Below are 25,349 nucleotides of genomic sequence, written 5' to 3' on the forward strand. Positions count from 1 at the left end.
TGAGTCAAGCGTATTAGTGCTACCGCAGCGGTCACGACAACGCTGCGGATATATCAAAGTTTCGGGAGAGTGAAATGGGCAAAATTATCGGTATCGACCTGGGGACCACCAACTCCTGCGTCTCCATTCTTGAAAACGGCAACGTCAAGGTCATCGAAAACGCCGAAGGCGCGCGTACCACGCCGTCGATCATCGCGTACGCCAACGATGGCGAGATTCTGGTTGGCCAGTCCGCCAAGCGTCAGGCGGTAACCAACCCGCACAACACCCTGTATGCGGTCAAGCGCCTGATCGGCCGTCGCTTCGACGAAGACGTCGTGCAGAAAGACATCCAGATGGTGCCGTACAAGATCTCCAAGGCCGACAATGGCGATGCCTGGGTCGAAGTGAACGGCCAGAAGATGGCGCCGCCGCAGATCTCGGCGGAAATCCTCAAGAAGATGAAGAAGACTGCCGAAGACTATCTCGGCGAGTCCGTGACCGAAGCGGTGATCACCGTTCCGGCCTACTTCAACGACAGCCAGCGTCAGGCCACCAAGGATGCCGGTCGCATCGCCGGTCTGGACGTCAAGCGCATCATCAACGAGCCGACTGCGGCGGCGCTGGCCTATGGCATGGACAAGGCCAAGGGCGACCACACCGTGATCGTCTATGACCTGGGCGGCGGTACCTTCGACGTGTCGGTGATCGAGATCGCCGAAGTCGACGGCGAGCACCAGTTCGAAGTGCTGGCCACCAACGGTGACACCTTCCTGGGCGGTGAGGACTTCGACATTCGTCTGATCGACTACCTCGTCGACGAATTCAAGAAAGAAACCGGCATGAACCTCAAGGGCGACCCGCTGGCCATGCAGCGCCTCAAGGAAGCTGCCGAGAAGGCCAAGATCGAGCTGTCCTCCAGCCAGCAGACCGACGTCAACCTGCCGTACATCACCGCAGACGCCACCGGTCCGAAGCACCTGAACGTGAAGATCTCCCGTTCCAAGCTGGAATCGCTGGTCGAAGACCTGGTGCAGCGCACCATCGAGCCGTGCCGCATCGCCCTGAAAGATGCCGGTATCGATGTCGGCGCCATCAACGACGTGATCCTGGTCGGTGGCCAGACCCGCATGCCGCTGGTGCAGAAGACCGTTGCCGACTTCTTCGGCAAGGACGCCCGCAAGGACGTCAACCCGGACGAAGCCGTGGCCATGGGCGCGGCCATTCAGGGCGCGGTACTGGCCGGTGACGTCAAGGACGTGCTGCTGCTGGACGTGTCGCCGCTGACCCTGGGTATCGAAACCATGGGCGGCGTGATGACTCCGCTGATCGAGAAGAACACCACCATCCCGACCAAGAAGTCGCAGGTGTTCTCGACTGCCGACGACAACCAGAGCGCGGTGACCATTCACGTGCTGCAGGGTGAGCGCAAGCAGGCCGCGCAGAACAAGTCCCTGGGCAAGTTCGACCTGGCCGAGATTCCGCCGGCCCCGCGTGGCGTGCCGCAGATCGAAGTGACCTTCGATATCGATGCCAACGGCATCCTGCACGTTGGTGCGAAGGACAAGGCTACCGGCAAGACCCAATCCATCGTGATCAAGGCCAACTCCGGCCTGTCCGATGACGAGATCGAGCGCATGGTGCGTGACGCCGAGGCCAATGCCGAGGAAGACCGCAAGTTCGAAGAGCTGGCAGGCGCGCGCAACCAGGGCGACCAACTGGTGCATGCGACCCGCAAGATGCTCACCGAAGCCGGCGACAAGGCCACTGCAGAAGAGAAGGCGGCCATCGAAACCGCGCTGGGCGAACTGGAAGTTGCCGTCAAGGGCGACGACAAGGCGGCCATCGAAGCGAAGATGAATGCACTGTCTGAAGCGACCACGCCGCTGGCGCAGAAGATGTACGCCGAACAGCCGCAGCCAGGTGCTGCTGGCGCCGGTGCGGCGGATGCTGGCGAAACCAAGGGCTCTGCCGACGACGTCGTCGATGCCGAGTTCGAGGAAGTCAAGGACAACAAGTAAGCCCCGGCTTGCCTGTGTTTACGCCCTGGCGCACTGCGCTGCGACAGGGCGATCCGCCGCGCGGGGGCTTGCTCCCGCGTTGGCGTGTCTGGACGGTACGAATTTTGAGAGTGTTAGAAACCCATGGCTAAACGTGACTACTACGAAGTGCTCGGGGTCGAGCGCGGTGCCAGCGAGGCGGAGCTGAAAAAGGCTTACCGTCGCCTGGCGATGAAGCACCACCCCGATCGCAATCCCGGCGACAAAGCGTCTGAAGACGCCTTCAAGGAGGCCAACGAGGCCTATGAAGTGCTGTCCGATGCCGGCAAGCGCAGCGCCTACGATCAGTACGGTCATGCCGGCGTCGACCCGCAGATGGGCGGCGGTGGCGGCTTTGGCGGTGGCGGCGCGAATTTCTCCGACATCTTCGGCGATGTGTTCAGCGATTTCTTCGGCGGCCAGCGTGGCGGTCAGCGCGGTGGTGCGCAGCGCGGCAGCGACCTGCGCTACACCCTGGAGCTGGATCTCGAGGAGGCGGTACGCGGCACCACGGTGACCATTCGCGTGCCGACCCTGGTCAACTGCAAGACCTGCGATGGCTCCGGCGCCAAGAAGGGCACCAGCCCGGTGACCTGTACCACCTGTGGTGGTATCGGCCAGGTACGCATGCAGCAGGGCTTCTTCTCGGTGCAGCAGACCTGCCCGCGTTGCCATGGCAGCGGCAAGATGATTACCGACCCGTGCGGCTCCTGCCACGGCCATGGCCGTGTCGAAGAGCACAAGACGCTGTCGGTCAAGGTACCGGCCGGTGTCGATACCGGTGATCGCATCCGCCTCTCTGGTGAAGGCGAGGCGGGCGCCCTGGGCGGTCCGGCGGGCGACCTGTACGTGGTGGTCAATGTGCGTGAGCACGCGATCTTCCAGCGTGACGGCAAGCACCTGTACTGCGAAGTGCCGATCAGCTTCGCCGATGCAGCCCTGGGTGGCGAGCTGGAAGTGCCGACCCTCGATGGTCGGGTCAAGCTGAAGATTCCCGAAGGTACCCAGACCGGCAAGCTGTTCCGTCTGCGTGGCAAGGGCGTGGCGCCGGTGCGCGGCGGTGGTGCGGGCGATCTGATGTGCAAGGTGGCGGTGGAAACCCCGGTCAACCTGGATCGCCGGCAGCGCGAGCTGCTCGAGGAGTTCCGTCAGTCCCTGGCGGGCAACAGCTCCCATTCGCCCAAGGCCAATGGCTGGTTCGAAGGCGTGAAGCGCTTCTTCGGCGACCTTTAATGCGGTGATGCACGGCGAGCAACTGGTGATGGCCGGCTGCTCGCCGTTGGTACTTTGGAGTTAGGCATATGCGTATTGCAGTCACGGGCGCCGCCGGGCGTATGGGCAAGAACCTGATCGAGGCGGTTCACCAGGCCGATGGCGTGGTGCTCGGCGCCGCCGTGGCGCGGCCGACCAGCACCCTGCTTGGCGCCGACGCCGGTGAACTGGCGGCTGTCGGCAAGCTGGGCGTGGCATTGTCCGGCAGCCTGGAAAGCGTGCTCGACGGCTTCGATGTGCTGATCGATTTCACCCACCCCTCGGTGACCCTCGAAAACCTGGAAATCTGCCGCCGCGCAGGCAAGGCCATGGTCATCGGTACTACCGGTTTCAGCGCCGCGGAAAAGCAGTTGCTGGCCGATGCCGGCAGGGAGATCCCCATCGTCTTCGCCGCCAACTTCAGCGTTGGTGTGAACCTCTGCCTGAAGCTGCTCGATACCGCTGCCCGGGTATTGGGAGACGATGTGGATATCGAGGTGCTCGAGGCCCATCACCGCCACAAGGTCGACGCGCCATCGGGTACCGCGCTGCGCATGGGCGAGGTGGTGGCCAATGCGTTGGGGCGTGATCTCGACAAGGTCGCGGTCTATGGTCGCGAAGGCCAGACCGGCGCCCGTGCGCGCGAAACCATTGGTTTCGCCACCGTGCGTGCCGGTGACGTGGTGGGCGACCACACCGTGCTGTTCGCCGCCGATGGCGAGCGCGTGGAAATCACCCACAAGGCGTCCAGCCGCATGACCTTCGCCAAGGGCGCGGTGCGTGCTGCCTCCTGGCTGCAGGGGCGTTCGCCGCAGCTCTACGACATGCAGGACGTGCTGGGCCTGAAGTGACTGCAGCCGAGGGCGCCAATGGCGCCCTCGGCAGTTGTGGCGGGGAGGCATGGATGTGCTGTCTGGCCGCCGTGGAGCTGATTTCAGGTTTTTGCACCTGCATGCCTTTCGAAAAAAGCACTTTTCCTGTAAGCTTTCCGCTTTAGTGTGTCCACTAAAAGTTGCGCAGAATGAATCAATCAAAAAAGCGGGATGACCTTCACACGTCATCCCGCTTTTTTACAATCTGCGTTTGCTCCACGATCTACGGGAGGTCTTCTTGAGTAAGCCAGCCATACTCGCCCTTGCTGACGGCAGCATTTTTCGCGGCGAGGCCATCGGGGCCGACGGCCAAACTGTCGGGGAGGTGGTGTTCAACACTGCCATGACCGGCTATCAGGAAATTCTTACCGATCCGTCTTATGCCCAGCAGATCGTTACCCTGACCTATCCACATATCGGCAATACCGGCACCACGCCGCAAGATGCCGAGTCGGATCGCGTCTGGGCTGCGGGCCTGATCATTCGTGATCTGCCGCTGATCGCCAGCAACTGGCGTAACAAGCAGTCGCTGCCTGATTACCTCAAGGAAAACGGCACCGTCGCCATCGCCGGCATCGATACCCGCCGCCTGACCCGCATCCTGCGCGAGAAAGGCTCGCAGAACGGCTGCATCCTGGTCGGTGCCGACGCCACCGAGGAAAAAGCCCTCGAGCTGGCACGCGGCTTCCCAGGCCTGAAAGGCATGGATCTGGCCAAGGAAGTCAGCTGCACCGAGCGCTACGAGTGGCGCTCCAGCGTGTGGAACCTGAAGGACGACAGCCACCCGGAAATCGCCGCCAGCGAGCTGCCTTATCACGTGGTTGCCTACGACTACGGTGTCAAGCTGAACATCCTGCGCATGCTGGTCGCGCGTGGCTGCCGCCTGACCGTGGTGCCGGCACAAACCCCGGCCAGCGAAGTACTGGCGCTCAACCCGGACGGCGTGTTCCTGTCCAACGGCCCTGGCGACCCCGAGCCGTGCGACTACGCCATCGCCGCGATCAAGGATGTTCTGGAAACCGACATTCCGGTATTCGGCATCTGCCTCGGCCACCAGCTGCTGGCCCTGGCCTCCGGCGCCAAGACCCTGAAAATGGGCCATGGCCACCACGGTGCCAACCACCCGGTGCAGGATCTCGACACCGGTGTGGTGATGATCACCAGCCAGAACCACGGTTTTGCCGTGGACGAGAACAGCCTGCCAGGCAATCTGCGGCCGATCCACAAGTCGCTGTTCGACGGCACCCTGCAGGGCATCGAGCGTACCGACAAGGACGCCTTCAGCTTCCAGGGTCACCCCGAAGCCAGCCCGGGCCCCAACGATGTCGCTCCGCTGTTCGACCGCTTCATCGAAGCCATGGCCAAGCGCCGCTAAGCCTGCCGACTGACCTAAGGATTCGAGAGAGAACATGCCAAAACGTACAGACATCAAAAGTATCCTGATCCTCGGCGCCGGCCCCATCGTCATCGGCCAGGCGTGCGAGTTCGACTATTCCGGCGCCCAGGCCTGCAAGGCCCTGCGCGAGGAAGGTTTCCGCGTCATCCTGGTGAACTCCAACCCGGCGACCATCATGACCGACCCGGCCATGGCCGACGCCACCTACATCGAGCCGATCAAGTGGGCCACCGTGGCCAAGATCATCGAGAAGGAGCGCCCGGATGCCCTGCTGCCGACCATGGGTGGCCAGACCGCACTGAACTGTGCCCTGGATCTGGAGCGCCACGGCGTGCTGGAAAAGTTCGGCGTCGAGATGATCGGTGCCAACGCCGACACCATCGACAAGGCCGAAGACCGCTCGCGCTTCGACAAGGCCATGAAGGACATCGGCCTGGCCTGCCCGGTATCGGGTATCGCCCACAGCATGGAAGAAGCCTACGGCGTGCTCGAGAAGGTCGGCTTCCCGTGCATCATCCGGCCGAGCTTCACCATGGGCGGCACCGGTGGCGGCATCGCCTACAACCGTGAAGAGTTCGAAGAGATCTGCACCCGGGGTCTGGACCTGTCGCCGACCAACGAGCTGCTGATCGACGAGTCGCTGATCGGCTGGAAGGAATACGAGATGGAGGTGGTCCGCGACAAGAAGGACAACTGCATCATCGTCTGCGCCATCGAGAACTTCGACCCGATGGGCGTGCACACCGGTGACTCGATCACCGTGGCACCAGCCCAGACCCTGACCGACAAGGAATACCAGATCCTGCGCAACGCCTCCCTGGCGGTGCTGCGCGAGATCGGCGTGGAAACCGGCGGCTCCAACGTGCAGTTCGGCATCTGCCCGAACACCGGCCGTATGGTGGTCATCGAGATGAACCCGCGGGTATCGCGTTCCTCGGCGCTGGCCTCCAAGGCCACCGGCTTCCCGATCGCCAAGATCGCCGCCAAGCTGGCCGTTGGTTACACCCTCGACGAGCTGAGCAACGACATCACTGGTGGTCGCACGCCAGCCTCCTTCGAGCCGGCGATCGACTACGTGGTAACCAAGATCCCGCGTTTCGCCTTCGAGAAATTCCCCAACGCCGACGCCCGCCTGACCACCCAGATGAAGTCCGTCGGTGAGGTCATGGCCATCGGTCGTACCTTCCAGGAATCCCTGCAGAAAGCCCTGCGCGGTCTGGAAGTCGGCGTGGCGGGTTTCGATCCGAAACTGGACCCGGCCGATCCTGAAGTGGAAAGCACCCTCAAGCGCGAGCTGATCGTGCCCGGCGCCGATCGTATCTGGTACGTGGGCGACGCCTTCCGTGCCGGCAAGACGGTCGAGGAAGTGTTCGCCCTGACCAACATCGATGAGTGGTTCCTGGTGCAGATCGAAGATCTGATCAAGGACGAGCAGCGCGTCCAGACCCTGGGCCTGGCCAGCATCGATCGCGACCTGATGTTCAGCCTCAAGCGCAAGGGCTTCTCCGATGCTCGCCTGGCCACGCTGCTGGGGGTCACCGAGAAGAACCTGCGCAGCCATCGCCACAAGCTGAAGGTGCTGCCGGTCTACAAGCGCGTCGACACCTGCGCCGCCGAGTTCGCCACCGACACCGCGTACATGTACTCGACCTACGAGGAAGAGTGCGAAGCCAACCCGAGCAGCCGCGACAAGATCATGATTCTCGGTGGCGGCCCGAACCGCATCGGCCAGGGTATCGAGTTCGACTACTGCTGCGTGCACGCCGCGCTGGCCATGCGTGAAGACGGTTACGAGACCATCATGGTCAACTGCAACCCGGAAACCGTCTCCACCGACTACGACACCTCCGATCGCCTGTACTTCGAGCCAGTGACCCTGGAAGACGTGCTGGAAATCGTCCGCGTCGAGCAGCCCAAGGGCGTAATCGTCCAGTACGGCGGCCAGACCCCGCTGAAGCTGTGCCGCGCTCTGGAAGAGGCCGGCGTGCCGATCATCGGTACCAGCCCGGATGCCATCGATCGCGCCGAAGACCGCGAGCGCTTCCAGCAGATGGTGCAGCGCCTCGGCCTGCGTCAGCCGGCCAACGCCACCGCGCGCAGCGAAGAAGAAGCGCTGACCCTGTCCAAGAACATCGGTTACCCGATGGTGGTGCGTCCGTCCTACGTGCTGGGCGGCCGGGCGATGGAAATCGTCTACCAGGAAGAAGAGCTCAAGCGCTACATGCGCGAAGCGGTGAAGGTCTCCAACGACAGCCCGGTGCTGCTCGACCGTTTCCTCAACTGCGCCATCGAAGTGGACGTGGATGCGGTGAGCGACGGCGAAGTCGTGGTGATCGGCGCGATCATGCAGCACATCGAACAGGCCGGCGTGCACTCCGGTGACTCCGCCTGTTCGCTGCCGCCGTACTCGCTGCCGGCGCACATCCAGGACGAGATCCGTGACCAGGTCAAGAAGATGGCCCTGGAGCTGGGTGTGGTCGGCCTGATGAACGTGCAGATGGCCGTGCAGGGCGAGGACATCTACGTCATCGAGGTCAACCCGCGTGCCTCGCGTACCGTGCCGTTCGTGTCCAAGTGCATCGGCGAGTCGCTGGCCAAGGTCGCAGCCCGTGTGATGGCCGGCAAGACCCTGACCGAGCTGGGCTTCACCAAGGAAATCATCCCGCCGTTCTTCAGCGTCAAGGAAGCGGTGTTCCCGTTCAACAAATTCCCGGGTGTCGACCCGATTCTCGGCCCGGAGATGAAGTCCACCGGTGAAGTGATGGGCGTCGGCGACAGCTTCGGCGAAGCCTTCGCCAAGGCGCAGATGGGGGCCAGCGAGATCCTGCCGAACGCAGGCGTTGCCTTCATCAGCGTGCGCGAAGACGACAAGCCGGAAGCCATTCAGGTCGCTCGTGACCTGGTCGCCCTGGGCTTCGAAGTGGTCGCCACTGCCGGTACCGCCAGGGTGATCGAGGCCGCCGGCTTGCCGGTTCGCCGGGTGAACAAGGTGACCGAGGGCCGTCCGCACGTGGTCGACATGATCAAGAATGACGAAGTCACCCTGATCATCAACACCACCGAAGGCCGTCAGTCCATCGCTGACTCCTACTCCATCCGTCGTAACGCTCTGCAGCACAAGATCTACTGCACCACCACCATCGCGGCGGGGCAGGCGGTCTGTGAGGCGCTCAAGTTTGGTCCGGAGAAGACCGTGCGTCGTCTGCAGGATCTGCATGCAGGAATCCAGGCATGAACAAATACCCCATGACCGTCCAGGGCGCTCGCGCCCTGGAAGAAGAGCTGGCGCACCTGACCAAGGTGCGTCGCCCGGCCCTCAGCCAGGCGATTGCCGAGGCCCGTGAGCTGGGTGACCTCAAGGAAAACGCCGAATACCATGCCGCCCGCGAGGAGCAGGGCATGGTCGAGGCGCGCGTGCGTGACATCGAAGGTCGCCTGCAGAATGCGGTGATCATCGACGTCACCACCATCGAGCCCACCGGCAAGGTGATCTTCGGCACCACCGTGGAGATCGCCAACGTCGAGACCGACGAAAGCGTGACCTACCAGATCGTTGGCGAAGACGAAGCCGACATCAAGCAGGGCAAGCTTTCCGTGGGTTCGCCCATCGCCCGTGCCTTGGTGGGCAAGAGCGAAGGTGACGTGGTTGGCGTGAAGACGCCCAGCGGACTGGTCGAGTACGAGATTGTCGAAGTTCGCCACGTCTGATCGAGTGGCTGCGCGCGACCGCGCAGCCAGTGCCTGGGTGCTGCTGCAAACCTTTTGGGTCGGCGGCATCTGGGCATTGCATTTTCTGCTGCTGCCGGGCCTGGCCAAGGTCGGCCTGGCGCCCCTGCTGATCGAGGAAGTGGCACGCACGCTGGTGCCGCAGATGGTTGGCGTTGCACTGGGGGCAGCGCTGCTGCAGCTTCTGCTGCTGCTCAGGCAGCGCGGCGTTTCGGCGCTGTGGCGCGAGCGCAGCGGGCAGTTGCTGCTCGCCGTGCTGGCCTTGTCGGCGGCGTTTCTGGCTTCGCTGCTGGTCTGGCCGCAGGCGCCGCGCTGGCAGCTGTTCAGCTACCTGTTGCTGGCGTTTTTCGGCGTGTTGCTGGTATTGCAGCCGGTGCCGCGCAGGCCCCTGGCAGCCGACCCGCAGGTCGGCTGAGCACCTGAATCAGCCCTGATGGCGGCTGATGTTGGACAGGTTGCGGTTGGCTTTGGGGTTCTTGCGATACAGCAGCGCCATCTTGCCGATGATCTGCGCCAGTTCGGCCTTGCTGGCCTTGCACAGCTCATCGATAACCGCCAGGCGGTCGTCACGTTCGGTGATGCGTACCTGGATCTTGATCAGTTCATGGTCGTTCAGGGCGCGCTCGAGCTCGGCCAATACGCCCTCGGTAACACCGTTGTCGGCGACGATCAATACCGGTTTCAGGTGGTGGCCGATAGATTTGAACTGTTTCTTCTGCTCTTGAGTGAGCGGCATAATCTGAACCCTGCGTATTAATCTGGGAAAGCGGGCTATTTTAACCGAGCCGCCCGAGGCCCGCCCAGTTATTCATTCTGTTCTCTCGAGGTGTTGTGTGGCCCGTTCCAAGACCAGCCAGCGTTGGCTGAAAGAGCATTTCGACGATCCGTACGTCAAAATGGCGCAAAAGGACGGCTACCGTTCACGTGCCAGTTACAAGCTTTTGGAGGTGCAGGAGAAGGATCGCATCCTGCGCCCCGGCATGACCGTGGTCGACCTCGGCGCCGCCCCGGGTGGCTGGTCGCAGGTCACCAGCCGGGTGATCGGTGACAAAGGGCGGCTGATCGCCTCCGACATCCTGGAGATGGACAGCATCCCGGACGTGACCTTCATCCAGGGCGACTTCACCGAGGATGCCGTGTTCGCGCGGATTCTCGAGGCCATCGACAATCAGCCGGTCGACCTTGTGATTTCCGATATGGCCCCCAATATGAGTGGAGTCAGGGAGTCGGATCAGCCGCGCGCCATGTACCTGTGCGAGCTGGCGCTGGATCTGGCGACCCGGGTATTGCGCCCGGGTGGCGACTTCCTGATCAAGATTTTCCAGGGCGAAGGCTTCGACGAGTACCACAAGCAGGTGCGCGGTCTGTTCGAAAAGGTGCAGATGCGCAAGCCCTTGTCGTCGCGCGGTCGCTCCCGTGAGCAGTATTTGCTGGCCCGCGGCTTCAAGGGGCAGCGGCTCGAGTAAAACCATTGGCGTGGTTGTCAGTCCAAGCCAAGACGCGCATCGTAATGGGCAGATGTCTCATAAAGGGTTACAGACGGTGTCAGCCACGAGCGGGCGTTTGTAGTAAGTTAGATCGGTTTATAACTGGTCGTCATGCGAGGCACGTCCTGCACGGGGCCTGCTTCAGAGGGTAGCTAATTGAACGACATGGCAAAGAATCTGATCCTGTGGCTGATCATCGCTGCCGTCCTGGTTACGGTGATGAACAACTTCTCCAGCCCGAGCGAGACCAACAAGCTCAACTACTCGGAGTTCATCCAGCAGGTTCAGAGTGGCGGGGTCAAACGCGTCACCGTCGATGGCTACACCATCAGCGGCCTGCGCTCCGACGGCACGTCGTTCGAGACCGTGCGCCCGGCGATCCAGGACAACGGCCTGATCAAGGATCTGATGGACAACAATGTCGAGATCGTTGGCAAGCAGCCCGAGCAGCAGAGCATCTGGACCCAGCTGCTGGTCGCCAGCTTCCCGATCCTGGTGATCATCGCGGTGTTCATGTTCTTCATGCGCCAGATGCAGGGCGGTGCCGGTGGCAAGGGTGGGCCGATGAGTTTCGGCAAGTCCAAGGCGCGATTGCTCTCCGAAGATCAGGTCAAGACTACCTTTGCCGACGTTGCCGGTTGCGACGAAGCGAAAGAAGAAGTCAGCGAGCTGGTCGAGTTCCTGCGTGACCCGGGCAAGTTCCAGCGTCTCGGCGGCCGCATTCCTCGCGGCGTGCTGATGGTCGGCTCGCCGGGTACCGGCAAGACCCTGCTCGCCAAGGCCGTTGCCGGCGAGGCCAAGGTGCCGTTCTTCACCATTTCCGGTTCCGACTTCGTCGAGATGTTCGTCGGTGTCGGTGCCTCCCGCGTGCGCGACATGTTCGAGCAGGCCAAGAAGCACGCACCGTGCATCATCTTCATCGACGAGATCGACGCCGTCGGTCGCCACCGTGGCGCCGGCATGGGCGGCGGTCACGACGAGCGTGAGCAGACCCTCAACCAGTTGCTGGTCGAGATGGATGGCTTCGAAATGAACGATGGCATCATCGTCATCGCTGCCACCAACCGCCCGGACGTGCTCGACCAGGCGCTGCTGCGCCCTGGCCGTTTCGACCGCCAGGTGGTGGTCGGCCTGCCGGACATCCGCGGTCGTGAGCAGATCCTCAACGTGCACATGCGCAAGATTCCAATGGGCGAGGACGTCAAGGCGTCGGTGATTGCCCGTGGTACGCCTGGCTTCTCCGGTGCCGACCTGGCCAACCTGGTCAACGAAGCGTCGCTGTTCGCCGCCCGTGCCGGTAAGCGCCTGGTGGAAATGAAGGAGTTCGAGCTGGCCAAGGACAAGATCATGATGGGCGCCGAGCGCAAGACCATGGTCATGTCCGACAAGGAAAAGCTCAACACCGCCTATCACGAGGCCGGTCACGCCATCGTCGGTCGCCTGGTTCCCGAGCACGACCCGGTGTACAAGGTCACCATCATCCCGCGCGGTCGCGCCCTGGGGGTGACCATGTTCCTGCCCGAGGAGGATCGCTACAGCCTCAGCAAGCGCGCGTTGACCAGCCAGATCTGCTCACTGTACGGCGGCCGTATCGCCGAGGAAATGACCCTGGGCTTCGATGGCGTCACCACCGGTGCCTCCAACGACATCATGCGAGCCAGCCAGATCGCCCGTAACATGGTCACCAAGTGGGGCCTGTCCGAGAAGCTCGGCCCGCTGCTGTACGCAGAAGATGATGACCAGCCGTTCCTGCGCGGCGGTGGCGGTTCTTCTGGTGCCAGCGTTTCCGGCGAGACGGCCAAGCTGATCGACTCCGAAGTTCGGGCGATCATCGATGGCTGCTACAACACCGCCAAGCAGATTCTGACCGACAACCGCGACAAGCTCGATGCCATGGCTGAAGCCTTGATGAAGTTCGAGACCATCGATCTCGATCAGATCAACGACATCATGAGCGGCCGCCCGGCGCGTGAGCCGAAGGACTGGACCGGCGGTGGCAACGATGCCGGCACGCCGTCCGCCAAGCCTGACGAAGCGGATCGCCCCGAGAAACCGATCGGCGGGCCTGCTGCCGAGGTATAAAACCGTCACATGTCTCTAGTGCAAACAAACAACCGGCTGCCCTGTGGCAGCCGGTTTCTTGATTTAAGCCATCCGCACGTGATGGGTATCCTCAACGTAACCCCCGACTCCTTTTCCGACGGTGGACGTTTCGCCCTGCGCGATGCGGCGCTGCGCCATGCCGAGGGTATGGTGCGCGCCGGCGCGACATTGATCGATATCGGCGGCGAGTCCACCCGGCCGGGTGCATCGCCGGTTTCTGTCGAGCAGGAGCTGGAGCGCGTTGCACCGATGGTGGAGGCGGTCGCGGCCGAGCTGGATGTGATCATCTCGGTGGATACCTCCACGCCCGAGGTGATGCGCGAGTCGGCCAGGCTGGGCGCCGGGCTGATCAACGACGTGCGCTCGCTGCAGCGTGACGGCGCGCTACAGGCGGCGGCAGAGAGCGGTTTGCCGGTGTGCCTGATGCACATGCGTGGCGAGCCCACGACCATGCAGCGGAGCCCGCAATACGATGATGTGCTGGAGGCCGTGGCCGACTTTCTGCGCGAGCGGCTGGCCGTCTGCGAGGCGGCTGGCATACCGGCGCAGCGCATCGTGCTCGACCCGGGGTTCGGCTTCGCCAAGACCCTGGAGCACAACCTCAGCCTGTTTCGGCGCATGCCGGCGTTGCAGGCTTTCGGTCTGCCGCTGCTAGTCGGTGTCTCGCGCAAGAGTATGATTGGCGCCGTGCTGGGGCGCGAAGTGGGTGATCGCCTGTATGGCAGCCTGGCCCTGGCGGCCCTGGCGGTTGCCAAGGGGGCGCATATCCTGCGCGTGCACGATGTGGCGGAAACCGTCGACGTGGTGCGCATGGTCGCCGCGGTCGAGGCGGCGCAGTAAATAAACAAAGGAGTTGTCGTTTTGAGTCGCAAGTATTTTGGCACCGACGGTATTCGTGGGCGCGTTGGTCATTACCCGATCACCCCCGACTTCATGCTCAAGCTCGGTTGGGCCGCGGGCATGGCCTTCCGCAAGCAGGGCAAATGCCGCATTCTGATCGGCAAGGACACGCGCATTTCCGGCTATATGTTCGAGTCGGCACTGGAAGCCGGTCTTTCCGCTGCCGGTGCTGACGTCATGCTGCTCGGCCCGATGCCGACCCCGGCCATCGCCTACCTGACGCGTACCTTCCATGCCGAGGCGGGCATCGTCATCAGTGCCTCGCACAATCCGCACCATGACAACGGCATCAAGTTCTTCTCGGGGCAGGGCACCAAATTGCCCGACGAAGTCGAGTTGATGATCGAAGAACTGCTCGACTCACCGATGACCGTGGTCGAGTCCGAGCAGCTTGGCAAGGTGTCGCGGATCAATGACGCGGCCGGCCGCTATATCGAATTCTGCAAGAGCAGCGTGCCGACCAGTACCGACTTCTCGGGCCTGAAGATCGTGCTCGATTGCGCTCATGGTGCGGCCTACAAGGTGGCCCCCGCGGTATTCCAGGAGCTGGGCGCCGAGGTGACGGTGCTGTCGGCCCAGCCCAACGGGCTGAACATCAATGCCGATTGTGGCTCGACCCATATCGAGAACCTGCAGGCCGAGGTGGCGGCGCGCCACGCCGACCTGGGGATTGCCTTCGATGGCGATGCCGATCGGGTGTTGATGGTCGATCACACCGGTGCGGTGGTGGACGGCGACGAGCTGCTGTTCATCATTGCCAGGGATCTGCAGGCCCGTGGCAAGCTGCAGGGCGGCGTGGTGGGCACCCTGATGAGCAACCTGGGGCTCGAACTCGCTCTCAAGGAGCTGGACATTCCGTTCGTGCGCGCCAATGTCGGCGACCGTTATGTGATCGCCGAGCTGCTCGAGCGTGGCTGGCAGCTGGGCGGGGAAAACTCCGGGCACCTGGTGTGCTTCCAGCATGTGACGACCGGCGATGCCATCGTCGCCGCGCTGCAGGTGCTGCTGGCCATTCGTCGCCGCGACCAGAGCCTGGCGCAGGCGCGCCAGGGGCTGCGCAAGTGCCCGCAGGTGCTGGTCAACGTGCGCTTCGGCGGCGGTATCGACCCGCTCAAGCATGCGGACGTGCAGGCTGCCAGCGACAGCGTCACCGAGCGCATGGCCGGCCGTGGCCGCGTGCTGTTGCGCAAGTCCGGTACCGAGCCGCTGGTGCGGGTAATGGTCGAAGGCGAGGACGAAATTCAGGTTCGAGCCTATGCCGATGAATTGGCTGAAGTTGTCTCGCGTGTCTGTGCTTGATTCGGCTTGCCAGTCCACAAGCGGTTGGGTAACATCTGCGCCCTCTTTGACCAACGAGGTAAAGCATGCGTCGCTCAATGGTTGCTGGTAACTGGAAAATGCACGGTACCCGCGCCAGTGTCGCAGAGCTGATCGATGGTCTGAATCGGCAGGCACTGCCTGCTGATGTCGAGGTTGCGGTGTTTCCTGTCAGTGTTCACCTCGGTCAAGTTGTCGAGGGGCTCAAGGGTGTTGCGCTGTCGGTAGGTGCGCAGGACTGTGCGGTCGAGGCTGAGCAGGGTGCATTGACCGGAGAGGTGTCGAGCGAGCAATTGCGCGATGCCGGTTGCCAGCTGGTGCTGGTCGGTCACTCCGAGCGTCGCCTGATTCTGGGTGACAGCGACGAGCAGGTGGTGCGCAAGTTCGCGGCGGCTCAGCTCAAGGGGCTGGTGCCGGTGCTGTGCGTCGGGGAGACCCTGGAGCAGCGCGAAGCGGGCGAAACCCTCAAGGTGGTTGCCGCTCAGCTCGACAGCGTGATCGAGGCGCTGGGGGTTGCAGTGCTTTCGCGTGCGGTGGTGGCGTATGAGCCGGTCTGGGCCATTGGTACCGGGCTGACGGCGACGCCTCAGCAAGCGCAGGATGTGCATGCGGCGATTCGTGCGCAGGTCGCTGCGAAAGACCCGCAAGTGGCAAGTGGTTTGAGAATTCTTTATGGCGGCAGCGTCAAGGCCGCCAATGCAGCCGAGCTTTTCGGTATGCCTGATATCGATGGGGGGCTTGTGGGTGGAGCCTCTCTGAATGCGGATGAGTTCGGCGCGATCTGTCGCGCTGCAGGAAACTAAGAATATGCTGGAAACAGGCGTTGTAGTTCTTCATCTGCTGGCTGCGATCGGTGTGGTTGTGCTGGTTCTGCTGCAGCAGGGTAAAGGTGCCGATGCAGGTGCTTCGTTCGGCGCGGGTGCTTCGAATACCGTTTTCGGTAGTCAAGGAAGCACTACCTTTCTGAGCCGAGTTACTGCTATACTCGCGGCCAGTTTTTTCATTACCAGCTTGGGGTTAGCGTATTTTGCTAATCAAAAGTCTGATACACTGGGCCAGGCTGGTTTGCCTGATCCGGCAGTGATGGAAGTGCCGCAGGGTAACAAGCCTGCAGAGGATGTGCCGGTGCTTGAGCAACAGCAGGCGCCAACTTCGAGCGAGCAAGATGTACCTCAGGCTCCCGAAGAGAAGTAAGTGTCAAATTGCCGAGGTGGTGGAATTGGTAGACACGCTACCTTGAGGTGGTAGTGGCCATAGGCTGTAGGGGTTCGAGTCCCCTTCTCGGTACCAATTGAACAGAAGAGCTCGCTGCATGCGGGCTTTTCTGTTTCTGGGGGTTTGGTTGACCCGTTAGAGGGTTAGGTCGTATAATCCGCTCCCAGTTTTGCAGCGGGATTGGGTAGTCCGGTAGCTCGTCGGGCTTGTGCCCCGAAGGTTGTCGGTTAGCTCCAGTTCTCGCGATCGGTTAGCAATAGAGCCCCTTTCAAGGGGCTTTTTGCTAGCTGGAAGACAGTTTTGCCGTCGCACGGACGGTTTTATGGATGGGCGTTTCGCCCATTTTTCATTTGCACAGCATGCGCGAGGGGTTCAGGTGTCGAGCAAGCTAGAACAGTTGCAGGCCTTGGTGGCCCCGGTCGTCGAGGCGCTTGGTTACGAGTGCTGGGGTATCGAGTTCCTGTCTCAGGGTCGGCATTCCTTGCTGCGTATCTACATCGATCATGCCGATGGCATCCTTATCGATGATTGCGAAAAGGTCAGCCGCCAGATCAGTGGTGTTCTCGATGTTGAGGACCCCATCGCCGCCGAGTACACCCTCGAGGTGTCGTCGCCTGGCATGGATCGGCCGCTGTTCACATTGACGCAGTTCGCCAGTCACGCCGGCGAGCAGGTAAAAATCAAGTTGCGCTCGCCGTTCGAAGGGCGCCGCAACTTCCAGGGTCTGCTCCGCGGTGTGGAGGAGGAAGACGTGGTGGTGCAGGTGGATGACCACGAGTTCCTTTTGCCGATCGATCTGATCGACAAGGCCAATATTATCCCCCGGTTTGATTGAGACACGGATCCCGCGGGATTCGCGGAATGCGTGGATCCCAATGGATTGCGAAAGGCGAGGCGTACGATGAGCAAAGAAGTACTGCTGGTTGTTGAGTCGGTATCCAATGAAAAGGGTGTGCCGGCCGCTGTTATTTTCGAGGCGCTCGAACTGGCTCTGGCCACGGCGACCAAGAAACGTTTTGAAGACGAAGTCGAGCTGCGCGTGGCGATCAATCGCCAGACCGGCAGCTATGAGACTTTCCGTTGCTGGACCGTGGTCGAAGAGGAAGACTTCGATGACCCGGCTCACCAGGTAACGACCGACATGCCGCGTGCCGTCGAGGCGAACGCCAAGGTCGGTGATGTGCTCGAAGAAAAGGTCGAGTCCATCGAGTTCGGCCGTATCGCCGCGCAGACCGCCAAGCAGGTCATCGTGCAGAAGGTGCGCGAGGCCGAGCGTGCCCAGGTGGTTGAAGCCTACCGCGAGCGTCTGGGCGAGATCATCGCCGGCACCGTGAAAAAGGTTACCCGTGACAATGTGATCGTCGATCTGGGTGCCAACGCTGAAGCGTTGCTGGCTCGCGAAGACATTATCCCGCGTGAGACTTTCCGTGTGGGTGTGCGCTTGCGTGCACTGCTCAAGGAAATCCGCACCGAGAACCGCGGCCCGCAGCTGATCCTGTCGCGTACCGCGCCGGAAATGCTGATCGAACTGTTCCGCATCGAAGTGCCGGAAATTGCCGAAGGCCTCATCGAGGTCAAGGCTGCTTCCCGCGATCCAGGTTCGCGCGCCAAGATTGCCGTGCGTTCCAAGGACAAGCGTATCGACCCGCAGGGTGCCTGCATCGGTATGCGCGGCTCGCGTGTGCAAGCGGTCTCCGGCGAACTGGTCGGCGAACGTGTGGACATCGTGCTATGGGACGACAACCCGGCGCAGTTCGTCATCAACGCCATGTCGCCGGCTGAAGTCGCGGCGATCATCGTCGATGAAGATGCTCACGCCATGGACATCGCCGTAGGCGAAGACAACCTGGCGCAAGCGATTGGCCGTGGCGGTCAGAACGTTCGCCTGGCTAGCCAGCTGACTGGCTGGACGCTGAACGTGATGACCGAAGCGGACATCCAGGCCAAGCAGCAAGCTGAGACCGGCGACATCCTGCAGGGCTTCATCGACGAGTTGGAAGTCGACGAAGAGCTGGCGCAGGTGCTGGTCGAAGAAGGCTTTACCAGCCTGGAAGAAATCGCTTACGTGCCGATGGAAGAGATGCTCAGCATCGATGGTTTCGATGAAGAAATCGTCAATGAACTGCGCTCGCGAGCGAAGGATCGTTTGCTGACCAAAGCCATCGCCACAGAAGAAAAGCTGGCAGACGCCCAGCCGGCCGAAGACCTCCTCGAAGTCGAGGGTATGGACAAAGGCCTGGCGCAGGAACTGGCAGTGCGCGGTGTGGTTACCCGCGAAGACCTGGCCGAGCAGTCTATTGACGACCTGCTCGACATCGACGGCATCGACCAAGAGCGTGCCGGCAAGCTGATCATGGCCGCCCGAGCCCATTGGTTCGAGTAAGTTTTACGGCCTGAGGAGAGAAGTGCATGACGCAAGTCACGGTGAAAGAACTGGCCCAAGTGGTCGACACACCGGTAGAGCGCCTGCTGCAGCAGATGCGAGAGGCGGGTTTGCCGCACAGCAGTGCCGAGCAAGTTGTCACCGACAATGAGAAGCAGGCCCTGCTTGCTCATCTGAAAAGCAGCCACGGCGAGAAGAAAGCCGAAGCGCCGCGCAAGATTACCTTGCAGCGCAAGACCACCAGCACCCTGCGGGTCGCTGGCAGCAAGACCATCAGCGTTGAAGTGCGCAAGAAGAAGACCTTCGTCGAGCGCAGCAACGAAGAGATCGAGGCCGAGAAGCAGCGTGCGCTCGAAGAGCAGCGCGCCGCTGCGGAAGCCGCTCGCCTGAAGGCCGAGGAAGAAGCCAAGCGTAAAGCCGAAGATGAGGCCAAGCGCCAGACTTCTTCGCCTGCCGCTGCAGCAGCTGCTCCGGTTGAAGCAGCGCCTGCGCCGGTGAGCACTCCGGTTGCTGCGCCTGCCGCCGATGAGCGCAAGAAAGACGAGCCGCGTCGCCCAGACAAGGCCCGTAATGATGACGCCGATCGCCGTGGCGGTGACCGCAAGACGACTCAGCATCGCCCGACCGTCAAGGAAAAGGCGCCTGCTCCGCGTGTTGCTCCACGTACCACCGACGAAGAAAGCGATGGCTTCCGTCGTGGTGGCCGTGGCAAGGCCAAGCTGAAGAAGCGCAACGCCCACGGGTTCCAGAGCCCGACCGGCCCTATCGTGCGCGAAGTGAAAATCGGCGAGACCATCACGGTGGGCGATCTCGCCCAGCAGATGTCGGTCAAGGCTGCTGAAATCATCAAGTTCATGTTCAAGCTGGGCACGCCAGCCACCATCAACCAGGTTCTGGATCAGGAAACTGCCCAGCTGGTCGCTGAAGAGCTGGGCCACAAGGTGACCCTGGTCAGTGACACGGCCCTGGAAGATTCCCTGGCCGAGTCGCTGAAGTACGAAGGCGAAGAGTTCTCCCGTGCGCCGGTCGTGACCGTCATGGGCCACGTTGACCACGGTAAGACCTCGCTGCTCGACTACATCCGTCGTGCCAAGGTCGCTTCCGGTGAGGCGGGTGGTATCACCCAGCACATCGGCGCCTACCACGTGGAAACTGAGCGCGGCATGGTGACCTTCCTCGATACCCCAGGCCACGCTGCGTTTACCGCAATGCGTGCCCGTGGTGCCAAGGCCACCGACATCGTGATTCTGGTCGTGGCGGCGGACGACGGCGTGATGCCGCAGACCATCGAAGCCGTTCAGCACGCTGTCGCTGCTGGCGTGCCGCTGGTGGTGGCGGTGAACAAGATCGACAAGCCGGGCGCTGATCTCGATCGTATCCGTAGCGAACTGTCGGTACACGGCGTGACGTCGGAAGAGTGGGGCGGTGATACGCCGTTCGTACCTGTTTCGGCCAAGGTCGGTACCGGTGTCGACGAACTGCTCGAAGCCGTTCTGCTGCAAGCCGAAGTGCTCGAGCTCAAGGCAACCCCGTCGGCCCCGGGCCGTGGCGTGGTGGTCGAGTCGCGTCTCGACAAGGGCCGTGGTCCGGTCGCTACCGTGCTGGTTCAGGACGGTACCCTGCGTCAGGGCGACATGGTGCTGGTCGGTTCGAACTATGGCCGCATCCGCGCCATGCTCGACGAGAACGGCAAGCCGATCAAGGAAGCCGGTCCGGCGATCCCGGTCGAGATCCTCGGTCTCGACGGCACGCCTGAAGCCGGTGACGACATGACTGTGGTCGCCGACGAGAAGAAGGCACGTGAAGTCGCGCTGTTCCGTCAGGGCAAGTTCCGCGAAGTGAAACTGGCGCGTGCTCACGCAGGCAAGCTGGAAAACATCTTCGAGAACATGGGCCAGGAAGAGAAGAAGACGCTCAACATCGTCCTCAAATCCGACGTCCGTGGTTCCCTGGAAGCGTTGCAAGGCTCGCTCGGCAGCCTGGGTAACGACGAAGTGCAAGTGCGCGTCGTCGGCGGCGGTGTCGGTGGTATCACCGAGTCCGATGCCAACCTGGCGCTGGCGTCCAACGCCGTGCTGTTCGGCTTCAACGTTCGTGCCGATGCAGGTGCGCGCAAGATCGTCGAGGCCGAAGGCCTGGACATGCGCTACTACAACGTCATCTACGACATCATCGAGGACGTCAAGAAGGCGCTCACCGGTATGCTCGGCAGCGATGTTCGCGAGAACATCCTGGGTATCGCCGAAGTCCGTGACGTGTTCCGTTCGCCGAAGTTCGGTGCGGTCGCCGGTTGTATGGTGGTCGAGGGTACGGTTTACCGTAACCGCCCGATCCGCGTACTGCGCGACGACGTGGTGATCTTCGAAGGCGAGCTGGAGTCCCTGCGTCGCTTCAAGGACGATATGGCCGAAGTGCGTAACGGCATGGAGTGCGGTATCGCGGTGAAGAGCTACAACGACGTCAAGGTCGGCGACAAGATCGAAGTGTTCGAGAAAGTCCAGGTGGCTCGCAGCCTGTAATCGCGAGTCGCAACACGCAACGCCCGGCCCCGCTTTTGCGCGGCCGGGCGTTTGCCGCTTTTGAGTCCGGTGCTTTTGCAGGCATCGAGACGAGTGGAAGGTAACAACGATGGCCAAAGACTATAGCCGTGCCCAGCGCATCGGCGACCAGATTCAACGCGAGTTGGCGCAGCTGATTCGCACCGAAGTCAAAGACCCGCGCCTGGGTGGGCTGGTGACCGTCACGGCGGTGGATGTCAGCCGTGACGCCAGCCACGCCAAGGTATTCGTCACCGTCATGGGTGCCGAGCCGGAAGAGGGCGTCGACCCTATCGCGCAAAGCCTCAAGGTGCTCAACGACGCCAGCGGCTTTCTGCGCATGCAGCTGGGCAAGGCGATGAAGCTGCGTAGCGTGCCGAACCTGCGTTTTCACTACGATGAGAGCGTGATTCGTGGTGCTCAATTGTCGGCGCTGATCGAGCGCGCGGTAACCGAGGACAGCAAGCACGGCGACAACAATACCGAGGCCAAGGAGTAAGTACGTGGCCCAGGTAAAGCGTATTCGTCGCAAGGTCGACGGCATCATCCTGCTCGACAAGCCCAAGGGCTTCAGCTCCAACGCCGCGCTGCAGAAGGTGCGCTGGTTGCTCAACGCCGAGAAGGCCGGGCACACCGGTAGCCTCGACCCCTTGGCGACCGGCGTGTTGCCGTTGTGCTTCGGCGAGGCGACCAAGTTTTCCCAGTACCTGCTCGATGCCGACAAGGGTTACGAGACGGTCATGCAGCTGGGCGTCACCACCACCACGGCCGATGCCGAGGGCGAGGTGATCGAGCGGCGTGACGTCAACGTTGCGGCGGGCGACATCGAAGCGCTGCTGCCGCGCTTTCGTGGCGACATCAGCCAGGTGCCGCCGATGTACTCGGCGCTCAAGCGCGACGGTCAGCCGCTGTACAAGCTGGCGCGCGCAGGAGAAGTAGTGGAGCGCGAGGCGCGTTCTGTTACTATTGCGCGCCTGGAACTACTCAGCTGCGCCGCCGACAAGGCGAGCCTGGCGGTGGATTGCAGCAAGGGCACCTATATCCGTACGCTGGTCGAGGATATTGGTCACCTGCTGGGGTGTGGCGCGCATGTCGCCGAGTTGCGTCGGGTCAAGGCCGGACCGTTCGGCTTGCCGCAGACCGTTACCCTGGAAGAGCTGGAGCAGGTGCACGCCGATGGCGGCAACGAAGCGGTAGATCGTTTCCTGCATCCGGTGGACAGCGGCCTGGAACACTGGCCGCTGCTGAGCTTCTCGGAGCACAGTTCGTTCTATTGGCTGCAAGGGCAGCCCGTCCGCGCCGCGGATGCGCCGAAGTTCGGCATGGTGCGGGTACAGGATCACAACGGTCGCTTCATCGGTATCGGTGAAGTGAGCGAAGACGGGCGCATTGCGCCGCGTCGCCTTATTCGGTCTGCGTGACCGTGGCGAGCCGCTCAGGCGGCTCGTATCGAGGGTGGCTGTCAATAGGCACGGTCATACCTCCTTTTAAAACACGGGAAGCGATTCCCGGCCTATTGAGACTGTCGCTCGCGACAATCTCCAGATGAGAGGATGCCCACATGGCACTCAGCGTTGAAGAAAAAGCTCAGATCGTTAACGACTACAAGCAAGCCGAAGGCGATACCGGTAGCCCGGAAGTTCAGGTTGCTCTGCTGTCCGCTAACATCAACAAGCTGCAAGGCCACTTCAAGGCCAACGGCAAAGACCACCACTCGCGTCGTGGCCTGATCCGTATGGTTAACCAGCGCCGCAAGCTGCTGGACTACCTGAAGGGTAAAGACACCAGCCGTTACAGCGCCCTGATCGGTCGCCTGGGTCTGCGTCGCTAAGCAATGCTTATGCGCCGTTGACCGCAAAAGCTGGAAGTGGGCTCGCCCCGCTTCCAGCTTTTGCGTTTATGCTTCATCCGTTTTGACGCTTCACCCGCTTGGACAGCGCCGGGCCGACTCCCGAAGCCACTGCCCACGAATTCGCAAGAAACCGTTTCCCCAAAGGCAACAGAGAGAAGGAAAACACCGTGAACCCGGTAATCAAGAAATTTCAATTCGGTCAGTCGACCGTAACCCTCGAGACTGGCCGTATCGCCCGTCAAGCCTCCGGCGCCGTGCTGGTCACCGTCGATAACGACGTCAGCGTGCTGGTTGCCGTTACCGGTGCCAAGACCGCCGACCCGAGCAAGGGCTTCTTCCCCCTGTCGGTCCACTACCAGGAAAAAACCTACGCAGCGGGCAAGATCCCAGGCGGCTTCTTCAAGCGTGAAGCGCGCCCGAGCGAGAAAGAAACCCTGACCTCGCGCCTGATCGATCGCCCGATCCGTCCGCTGTTCCCGGAAGGCTTCCAGAACGAAGTGCAGGTCATCTGCACCGTGGTTTCCACCAGCAAGAAGACCGACCCGGACATCGCGGCGATGATCGGTACCTCGGCTGCTCTGGCGATCTCCGGCATCCCTTTCAACGGCCCGATCGGCGCCGCCCGCGTAGCCTTCCACCCGGAAACCGGCTACCTGCTCAACCCGACTTACGAGCAGCTCAAGGCGTCCAGCCTGGACATGGTCGTGGCCGGTACCAAAGACGCCGTGCTGATGGTCGAATCGGAAGCCAAAGAGCTGACCGAAGACCAGATGCTGGGCGCCGTACTGTTCGCCCATGACGAATTCCAGGCGGTTATCCAGGCCGTTACCGAGCTGGCCGCCGAAGCCGCCAAACCGACCTGGGACTGGCAGCCAAAAGCGGAAAACACCGCACTGCTGTCGGCTATCCGTAGCGAGTTCGGCGACGCGATCTCCCAGGCGTACACCATCACCATCAAGCAGGATCGTTACGCGCGCCTTGGCGAGCTGAAAGATCAGGTGGTTGCCAGGTTCTCCGGCGAAGAAGGCCAGCCTTCCGCGGGTGAAGTCAAAGAAGCCTTCGGCGAAATCGAATACCGCACCGTGCGCGAGAACATCGTCAACGGCAAGCCGCGTATCGATGGCCGTGACACCCGTACCGTACGTGGCCTGAACATCGAAGTCGGTGTTCTCGACAAGACCCACGGTTCGGCGCTGTTCACCCGCGGCGAAACCCAGGCGCTGGTGGTTGCCACCCTAGGTACCGCCCGTGACGCACAGCTGCTCGACACCCTCGAAGGCGAGAAGAAAGACCCCTTCATGCTGCACTACAACTTCCCGCCGTACTCGGTGGGCGAGTGTGGTCGCATGGGCGCCACGGGTCGTCGCGAAATCGGTCACGGCCGTCTGGCGCGTCGTTCGGTGCAGGCCATGCTGCCGGCCGCTGATGTGTTCCCGTACACCATCCGTGTGGTATCGGAAATCACCGAATCCAACGGTTCGTCTTCGATGGCTTCCGTGTGCGGCGCTTCCCTGGCCCTGATGGACGCCGGTGTACCGATGAAGGCACCGGTTGCCGGTATCGCCATGGGCCTGGTCAAGGAAGGCGAGAAGTTCGCCGTGCTGACCGACATCCTCGGTGACGAAGATCACCTGGGCGACATGGACTTCAAGGTTGCCGGTACCGCCAATGGCGTCACCGCGCTGCAGATGGACATCAAGATCCAGGGCATCACCGAAGAAATCATGGAAATCGCCCTAGGCCAGGCCCTGGAAGCGCGCCTGAATATCCTCGGCCAGATGAATCAGGTCATTGCTCAATCGCGTAGCGAACTGTCGGAAAATGCGCCGACCATGATCGCCATGAAGATCGATCAGGACAAGATTCGCGACGTCATCGGTAAAGGCGGCGCCACCATCCGCGCCATCTGCGAAGAGACCAAGGCATCGATCGATATCGAAGACGACGGCTCGATCAAGATCTTCGGCGAAACCAAGGATGCTGCAGAAGCCGCGCGTCAGCGCGTTCTGGGTATCACCGCAGAAGCCGAGATCGGCAAGATCTACGTCGGCAAGGTTGAGCGCATCGTCGACTTCGGCGCATTCGTCAACATCCTGCCGGGCAAGGACGGTCTGGTGCACATCTCCATGCTCAGCGATGCGCGCGTAGAGAAGGTCACCGACATCCTGAAGGAAGGCGAGGAGGTCGAAGTGCTGGTACTGGACGTCGACAACCGCGGCCGCATCAAGCTGTCCATCAAGGACGTTGCCGCTGCCAAAGCTTCGGGTGTCTGATCCGGGCTAACGCCGCTGC

21 protein-coding genes and 1 tRNA gene are annotated in these 25,349 nt (G+C 62.0%); 21 read left to right on the forward strand and 1 reads right to left on the reverse strand.

What is annotated here, in order from left to right:
- Positions 1–74 precede the first annotated feature (74 nt).
- The 7 genes from dnaK to QYS36_RS15850 all read left to right on the forward strand — a co-directional run bounded on the left by dnaK (position 75) and on the right by QYS36_RS15850 (position 9,678).
- A complete protein-coding gene (gene dnaK, locus QYS36_RS15820; RefSeq protein WP_308840381.1) occupies positions 75–2,000 on the forward strand; it encodes a molecular chaperone DnaK in 1,926 nt (641 codons plus the stop codon).
- Between the two features lie 123 nt (positions 2,001–2,123).
- Complete coding sequence (gene dnaJ / locus QYS36_RS15825; protein ID WP_308840382.1) at positions 2,124–3,251, forward strand: molecular chaperone DnaJ; 1,128 nt, start codon at positions 2,124–2,126, stop codon at positions 3,249–3,251.
- A 68-nt stretch (positions 3,252–3,319) separates the two neighbouring features.
- The gene (gene dapB / locus QYS36_RS15830) at positions 3,320–4,120 is read left to right on the forward strand and encodes a 4-hydroxy-tetrahydrodipicolinate reductase (protein ID WP_308840383.1); all 801 of its coding nucleotides are present in this window, start codon (positions 3,320–3,322) and stop codon (positions 4,118–4,120) included.
- A 259-nt stretch (positions 4,121–4,379) separates the two neighbouring features.
- Positions 4,380–5,516, forward strand: a complete 1,137-nt coding sequence (carA, locus tag QYS36_RS15835) for a glutamine-hydrolyzing carbamoyl-phosphate synthase small subunit (RefSeq protein WP_308840384.1) — start codon at positions 4,380–4,382, stop codon at positions 5,514–5,516.
- 34 nt (positions 5,517–5,550) lie between these two features.
- Positions 5,551–8,772 (forward strand): carbamoyl-phosphate synthase large subunit, encoded by a 3,222-nt coding sequence (gene carB, locus QYS36_RS15840; RefSeq protein WP_308840385.1) that lies wholly within the window; start codon positions 5,551–5,553, stop codon positions 8,770–8,772.
- Complete coding sequence (gene greA / locus QYS36_RS15845) at positions 8,769–9,245, forward strand: transcription elongation factor GreA (protein WP_111460813.1); 477 nt, start codon at positions 8,769–8,771, stop codon at positions 9,243–9,245. The genes carB and greA overlap by 4 nt, the downstream gene beginning before the upstream one ends.
- A 4-nt stretch (positions 9,246–9,249) precedes the next feature.
- Positions 9,250–9,678 (forward strand): DUF4149 domain-containing protein, encoded by a 429-nt coding sequence (locus QYS36_RS15850; RefSeq protein ID WP_308840386.1) that lies wholly within the window; start codon positions 9,250–9,252, stop codon positions 9,676–9,678.
- A 9-nt stretch (positions 9,679–9,687) separates the two neighbouring features.
- Here QYS36_RS15850 and yhbY read toward each other — a convergent pair whose 3' ends face one another.
- A complete protein-coding gene (yhbY, locus tag QYS36_RS15855) occupies positions 9,688–9,999 on the reverse strand; it encodes a ribosome assembly RNA-binding protein YhbY (protein WP_308840387.1) in 312 nt (103 codons plus the stop codon).
- Between the two features lie 97 nt (positions 10,000–10,096).
- Between yhbY and rlmE the strand changes: the two genes are divergently transcribed.
- The 14 genes from rlmE to pnp all read left to right on the forward strand — a co-directional run bounded on the left by rlmE (position 10,097) and on the right by pnp (position 25,330).
- The gene (rlmE, locus tag QYS36_RS15860; protein ID WP_308840388.1) at positions 10,097–10,729 is read left to right on the forward strand and encodes a 23S rRNA (uridine(2552)-2'-O)-methyltransferase RlmE; all 633 of its coding nucleotides are present in this window, start codon (positions 10,097–10,099) and stop codon (positions 10,727–10,729) included.
- 186 nt (positions 10,730–10,915) lie between these two features.
- Positions 10,916–12,832 carry an ATP-dependent zinc metalloprotease FtsH gene (ftsH, locus tag QYS36_RS15865; RefSeq protein WP_177430812.1) on the forward strand — a complete coding sequence of 639 codons (1,917 nt, stop codon included), beginning with the start codon at positions 10,916–10,918 and terminating at the stop codon, positions 12,830–12,832.
- A 9-nt stretch (positions 12,833–12,841) separates the two neighbouring features.
- Positions 12,842–13,693, forward strand: coding sequence for a dihydropteroate synthase (gene folP, locus QYS36_RS15870; RefSeq protein ID WP_308840389.1), 852 nt, complete (start codon positions 12,842–12,844; stop codon positions 13,691–13,693).
- Positions 13,694–13,714: 21 nt separating this feature from the next.
- Positions 13,715–15,052, forward strand: coding sequence for a phosphoglucosamine mutase (gene glmM, locus QYS36_RS15875; RefSeq protein WP_308840390.1), 1,338 nt, complete (start codon positions 13,715–13,717; stop codon positions 15,050–15,052).
- Between the two features lie 65 nt (positions 15,053–15,117).
- The gene (gene tpiA, locus QYS36_RS15880; RefSeq protein ID WP_308840391.1) at positions 15,118–15,873 is read left to right on the forward strand and encodes a triose-phosphate isomerase; all 756 of its coding nucleotides are present in this window, start codon (positions 15,118–15,120) and stop codon (positions 15,871–15,873) included.
- 4 nt (positions 15,874–15,877) lie between these two features.
- The gene (gene secG / locus QYS36_RS15885; protein ID WP_111460805.1) at positions 15,878–16,264 is read left to right on the forward strand and encodes a preprotein translocase subunit SecG; all 387 of its coding nucleotides are present in this window, start codon (positions 15,878–15,880) and stop codon (positions 16,262–16,264) included.
- A gap of 10 nt (positions 16,265–16,274) precedes the next feature.
- A tRNA-Leu gene (locus QYS36_RS15890) sits at positions 16,275–16,360 on the forward strand.
- A gap of 301 nt (positions 16,361–16,661) precedes the next feature.
- A complete protein-coding gene (gene rimP / locus QYS36_RS15895) occupies positions 16,662–17,120 on the forward strand; it encodes a ribosome maturation factor RimP (protein WP_111461467.1) in 459 nt (152 codons plus the stop codon).
- 66 nt (positions 17,121–17,186) lie between these two features.
- Positions 17,187–18,668 carry a transcription termination factor NusA gene (gene nusA / locus QYS36_RS15900; protein ID WP_073261975.1) on the forward strand — a complete coding sequence of 494 codons (1,482 nt, stop codon included), beginning with the start codon at positions 17,187–17,189 and terminating at the stop codon, positions 18,666–18,668.
- Positions 18,669–18,694: 26 nt separating this feature from the next.
- On the forward strand, positions 18,695–21,187 hold the full coding sequence (gene infB / locus QYS36_RS15905) for a translation initiation factor IF-2 (RefSeq protein ID WP_308840392.1): 2,493 nt from the start codon (positions 18,695–18,697) through the stop codon (positions 21,185–21,187).
- 109 nt (positions 21,188–21,296) lie between these two features.
- Positions 21,297–21,704, forward strand: coding sequence for a 30S ribosome-binding factor RbfA (gene rbfA, locus QYS36_RS15910; RefSeq protein ID WP_308840393.1), 408 nt, complete (start codon positions 21,297–21,299; stop codon positions 21,702–21,704).
- A gap of 4 nt (positions 21,705–21,708) precedes the next feature.
- Complete coding sequence (truB, locus tag QYS36_RS15915; RefSeq protein ID WP_308840394.1) at positions 21,709–22,626, forward strand: tRNA pseudouridine(55) synthase TruB; 918 nt, start codon at positions 21,709–21,711, stop codon at positions 22,624–22,626.
- Between the two features lie 140 nt (positions 22,627–22,766).
- Positions 22,767–23,036 (forward strand): 30S ribosomal protein S15, encoded by a 270-nt coding sequence (rpsO, locus tag QYS36_RS15920; RefSeq protein WP_042554902.1) that lies wholly within the window; start codon positions 22,767–22,769, stop codon positions 23,034–23,036.
- 188 nt (positions 23,037–23,224) lie between these two features.
- On the forward strand, positions 23,225–25,330 hold the full coding sequence (pnp, locus tag QYS36_RS15925; RefSeq protein WP_308840395.1) for a polyribonucleotide nucleotidyltransferase: 2,106 nt from the start codon (positions 23,225–23,227) through the stop codon (positions 25,328–25,330).
- The last annotated feature ends 19 nt before the right edge of the window (positions 25,331–25,349 follow it).

This window comes from Pseudomonas sp. G34 (genome assembly GCF_031119625.1).
Lineage (GTDB): Bacteria > Pseudomonadota > Gammaproteobacteria > Pseudomonadales > Pseudomonadaceae > Aquipseudomonas.

Bases quoted from the DNA above. Each gene is read 5' to 3' on its own strand.
- infB (WP_308840392.1), top strand. From the start codon at position 18,695: ATGACGCAAGTCACGGTGAAAGAACTGGCCCAAGTGGTCGACACACCG.
- nusA (WP_073261975.1), top strand. From the start codon at position 17,187: ATGAGCAAAGAAGTACTGCTGGTTGTTGAGTCGGTATCCAATGAAAAG.
- carB (WP_308840385.1), top strand. From the start codon at position 5,551: ATGCCAAAACGTACAGACATCAAAAGTATCCTGATCCTCGGCGCCGGC.
- dnaK (WP_308840381.1), top strand. From the start codon at position 75: ATGGGCAAAATTATCGGTATCGACCTGGGGACCACCAACTCCTGCGTC.
- dnaJ (WP_308840382.1), top strand. From the start codon at position 2,124: ATGGCTAAACGTGACTACTACGAAGTGCTCGGGGTCGAGCGCGGTGCC.
- tpiA (WP_308840391.1), top strand. From the start codon at position 15,118: ATGCGTCGCTCAATGGTTGCTGGTAACTGGAAAATGCACGGTACCCGC.
- folP (WP_308840389.1), top strand. From the start codon at position 12,842: ATGTCTCTAGTGCAAACAAACAACCGGCTGCCCTGTGGCAGCCGGTTT.
- rbfA (WP_308840393.1), top strand. From the start codon at position 21,297: ATGGCCAAAGACTATAGCCGTGCCCAGCGCATCGGCGACCAGATTCAA.
- dapB (WP_308840383.1), top strand. From the start codon at position 3,320: ATGCGTATTGCAGTCACGGGCGCCGCCGGGCGTATGGGCAAGAACCTG.
- greA (WP_111460813.1), top strand. From the start codon at position 8,769: ATGAACAAATACCCCATGACCGTCCAGGGCGCTCGCGCCCTGGAAGAA.
- secG (WP_111460805.1), top strand. From the start codon at position 15,878: ATGCTGGAAACAGGCGTTGTAGTTCTTCATCTGCTGGCTGCGATCGGT.
- ftsH (WP_177430812.1), top strand. From the start codon at position 10,916: ATGGCAAAGAATCTGATCCTGTGGCTGATCATCGCTGCCGTCCTGGTT.
- rpsO (WP_042554902.1), top strand. From the start codon at position 22,767: ATGGCACTCAGCGTTGAAGAAAAAGCTCAGATCGTTAACGACTACAAG.
- yhbY (WP_308840387.1), bottom strand. From the start codon at position 9,999: ATGCCGCTCACTCAAGAGCAGAAGAAACAGTTCAAATCTATCGGCCAC.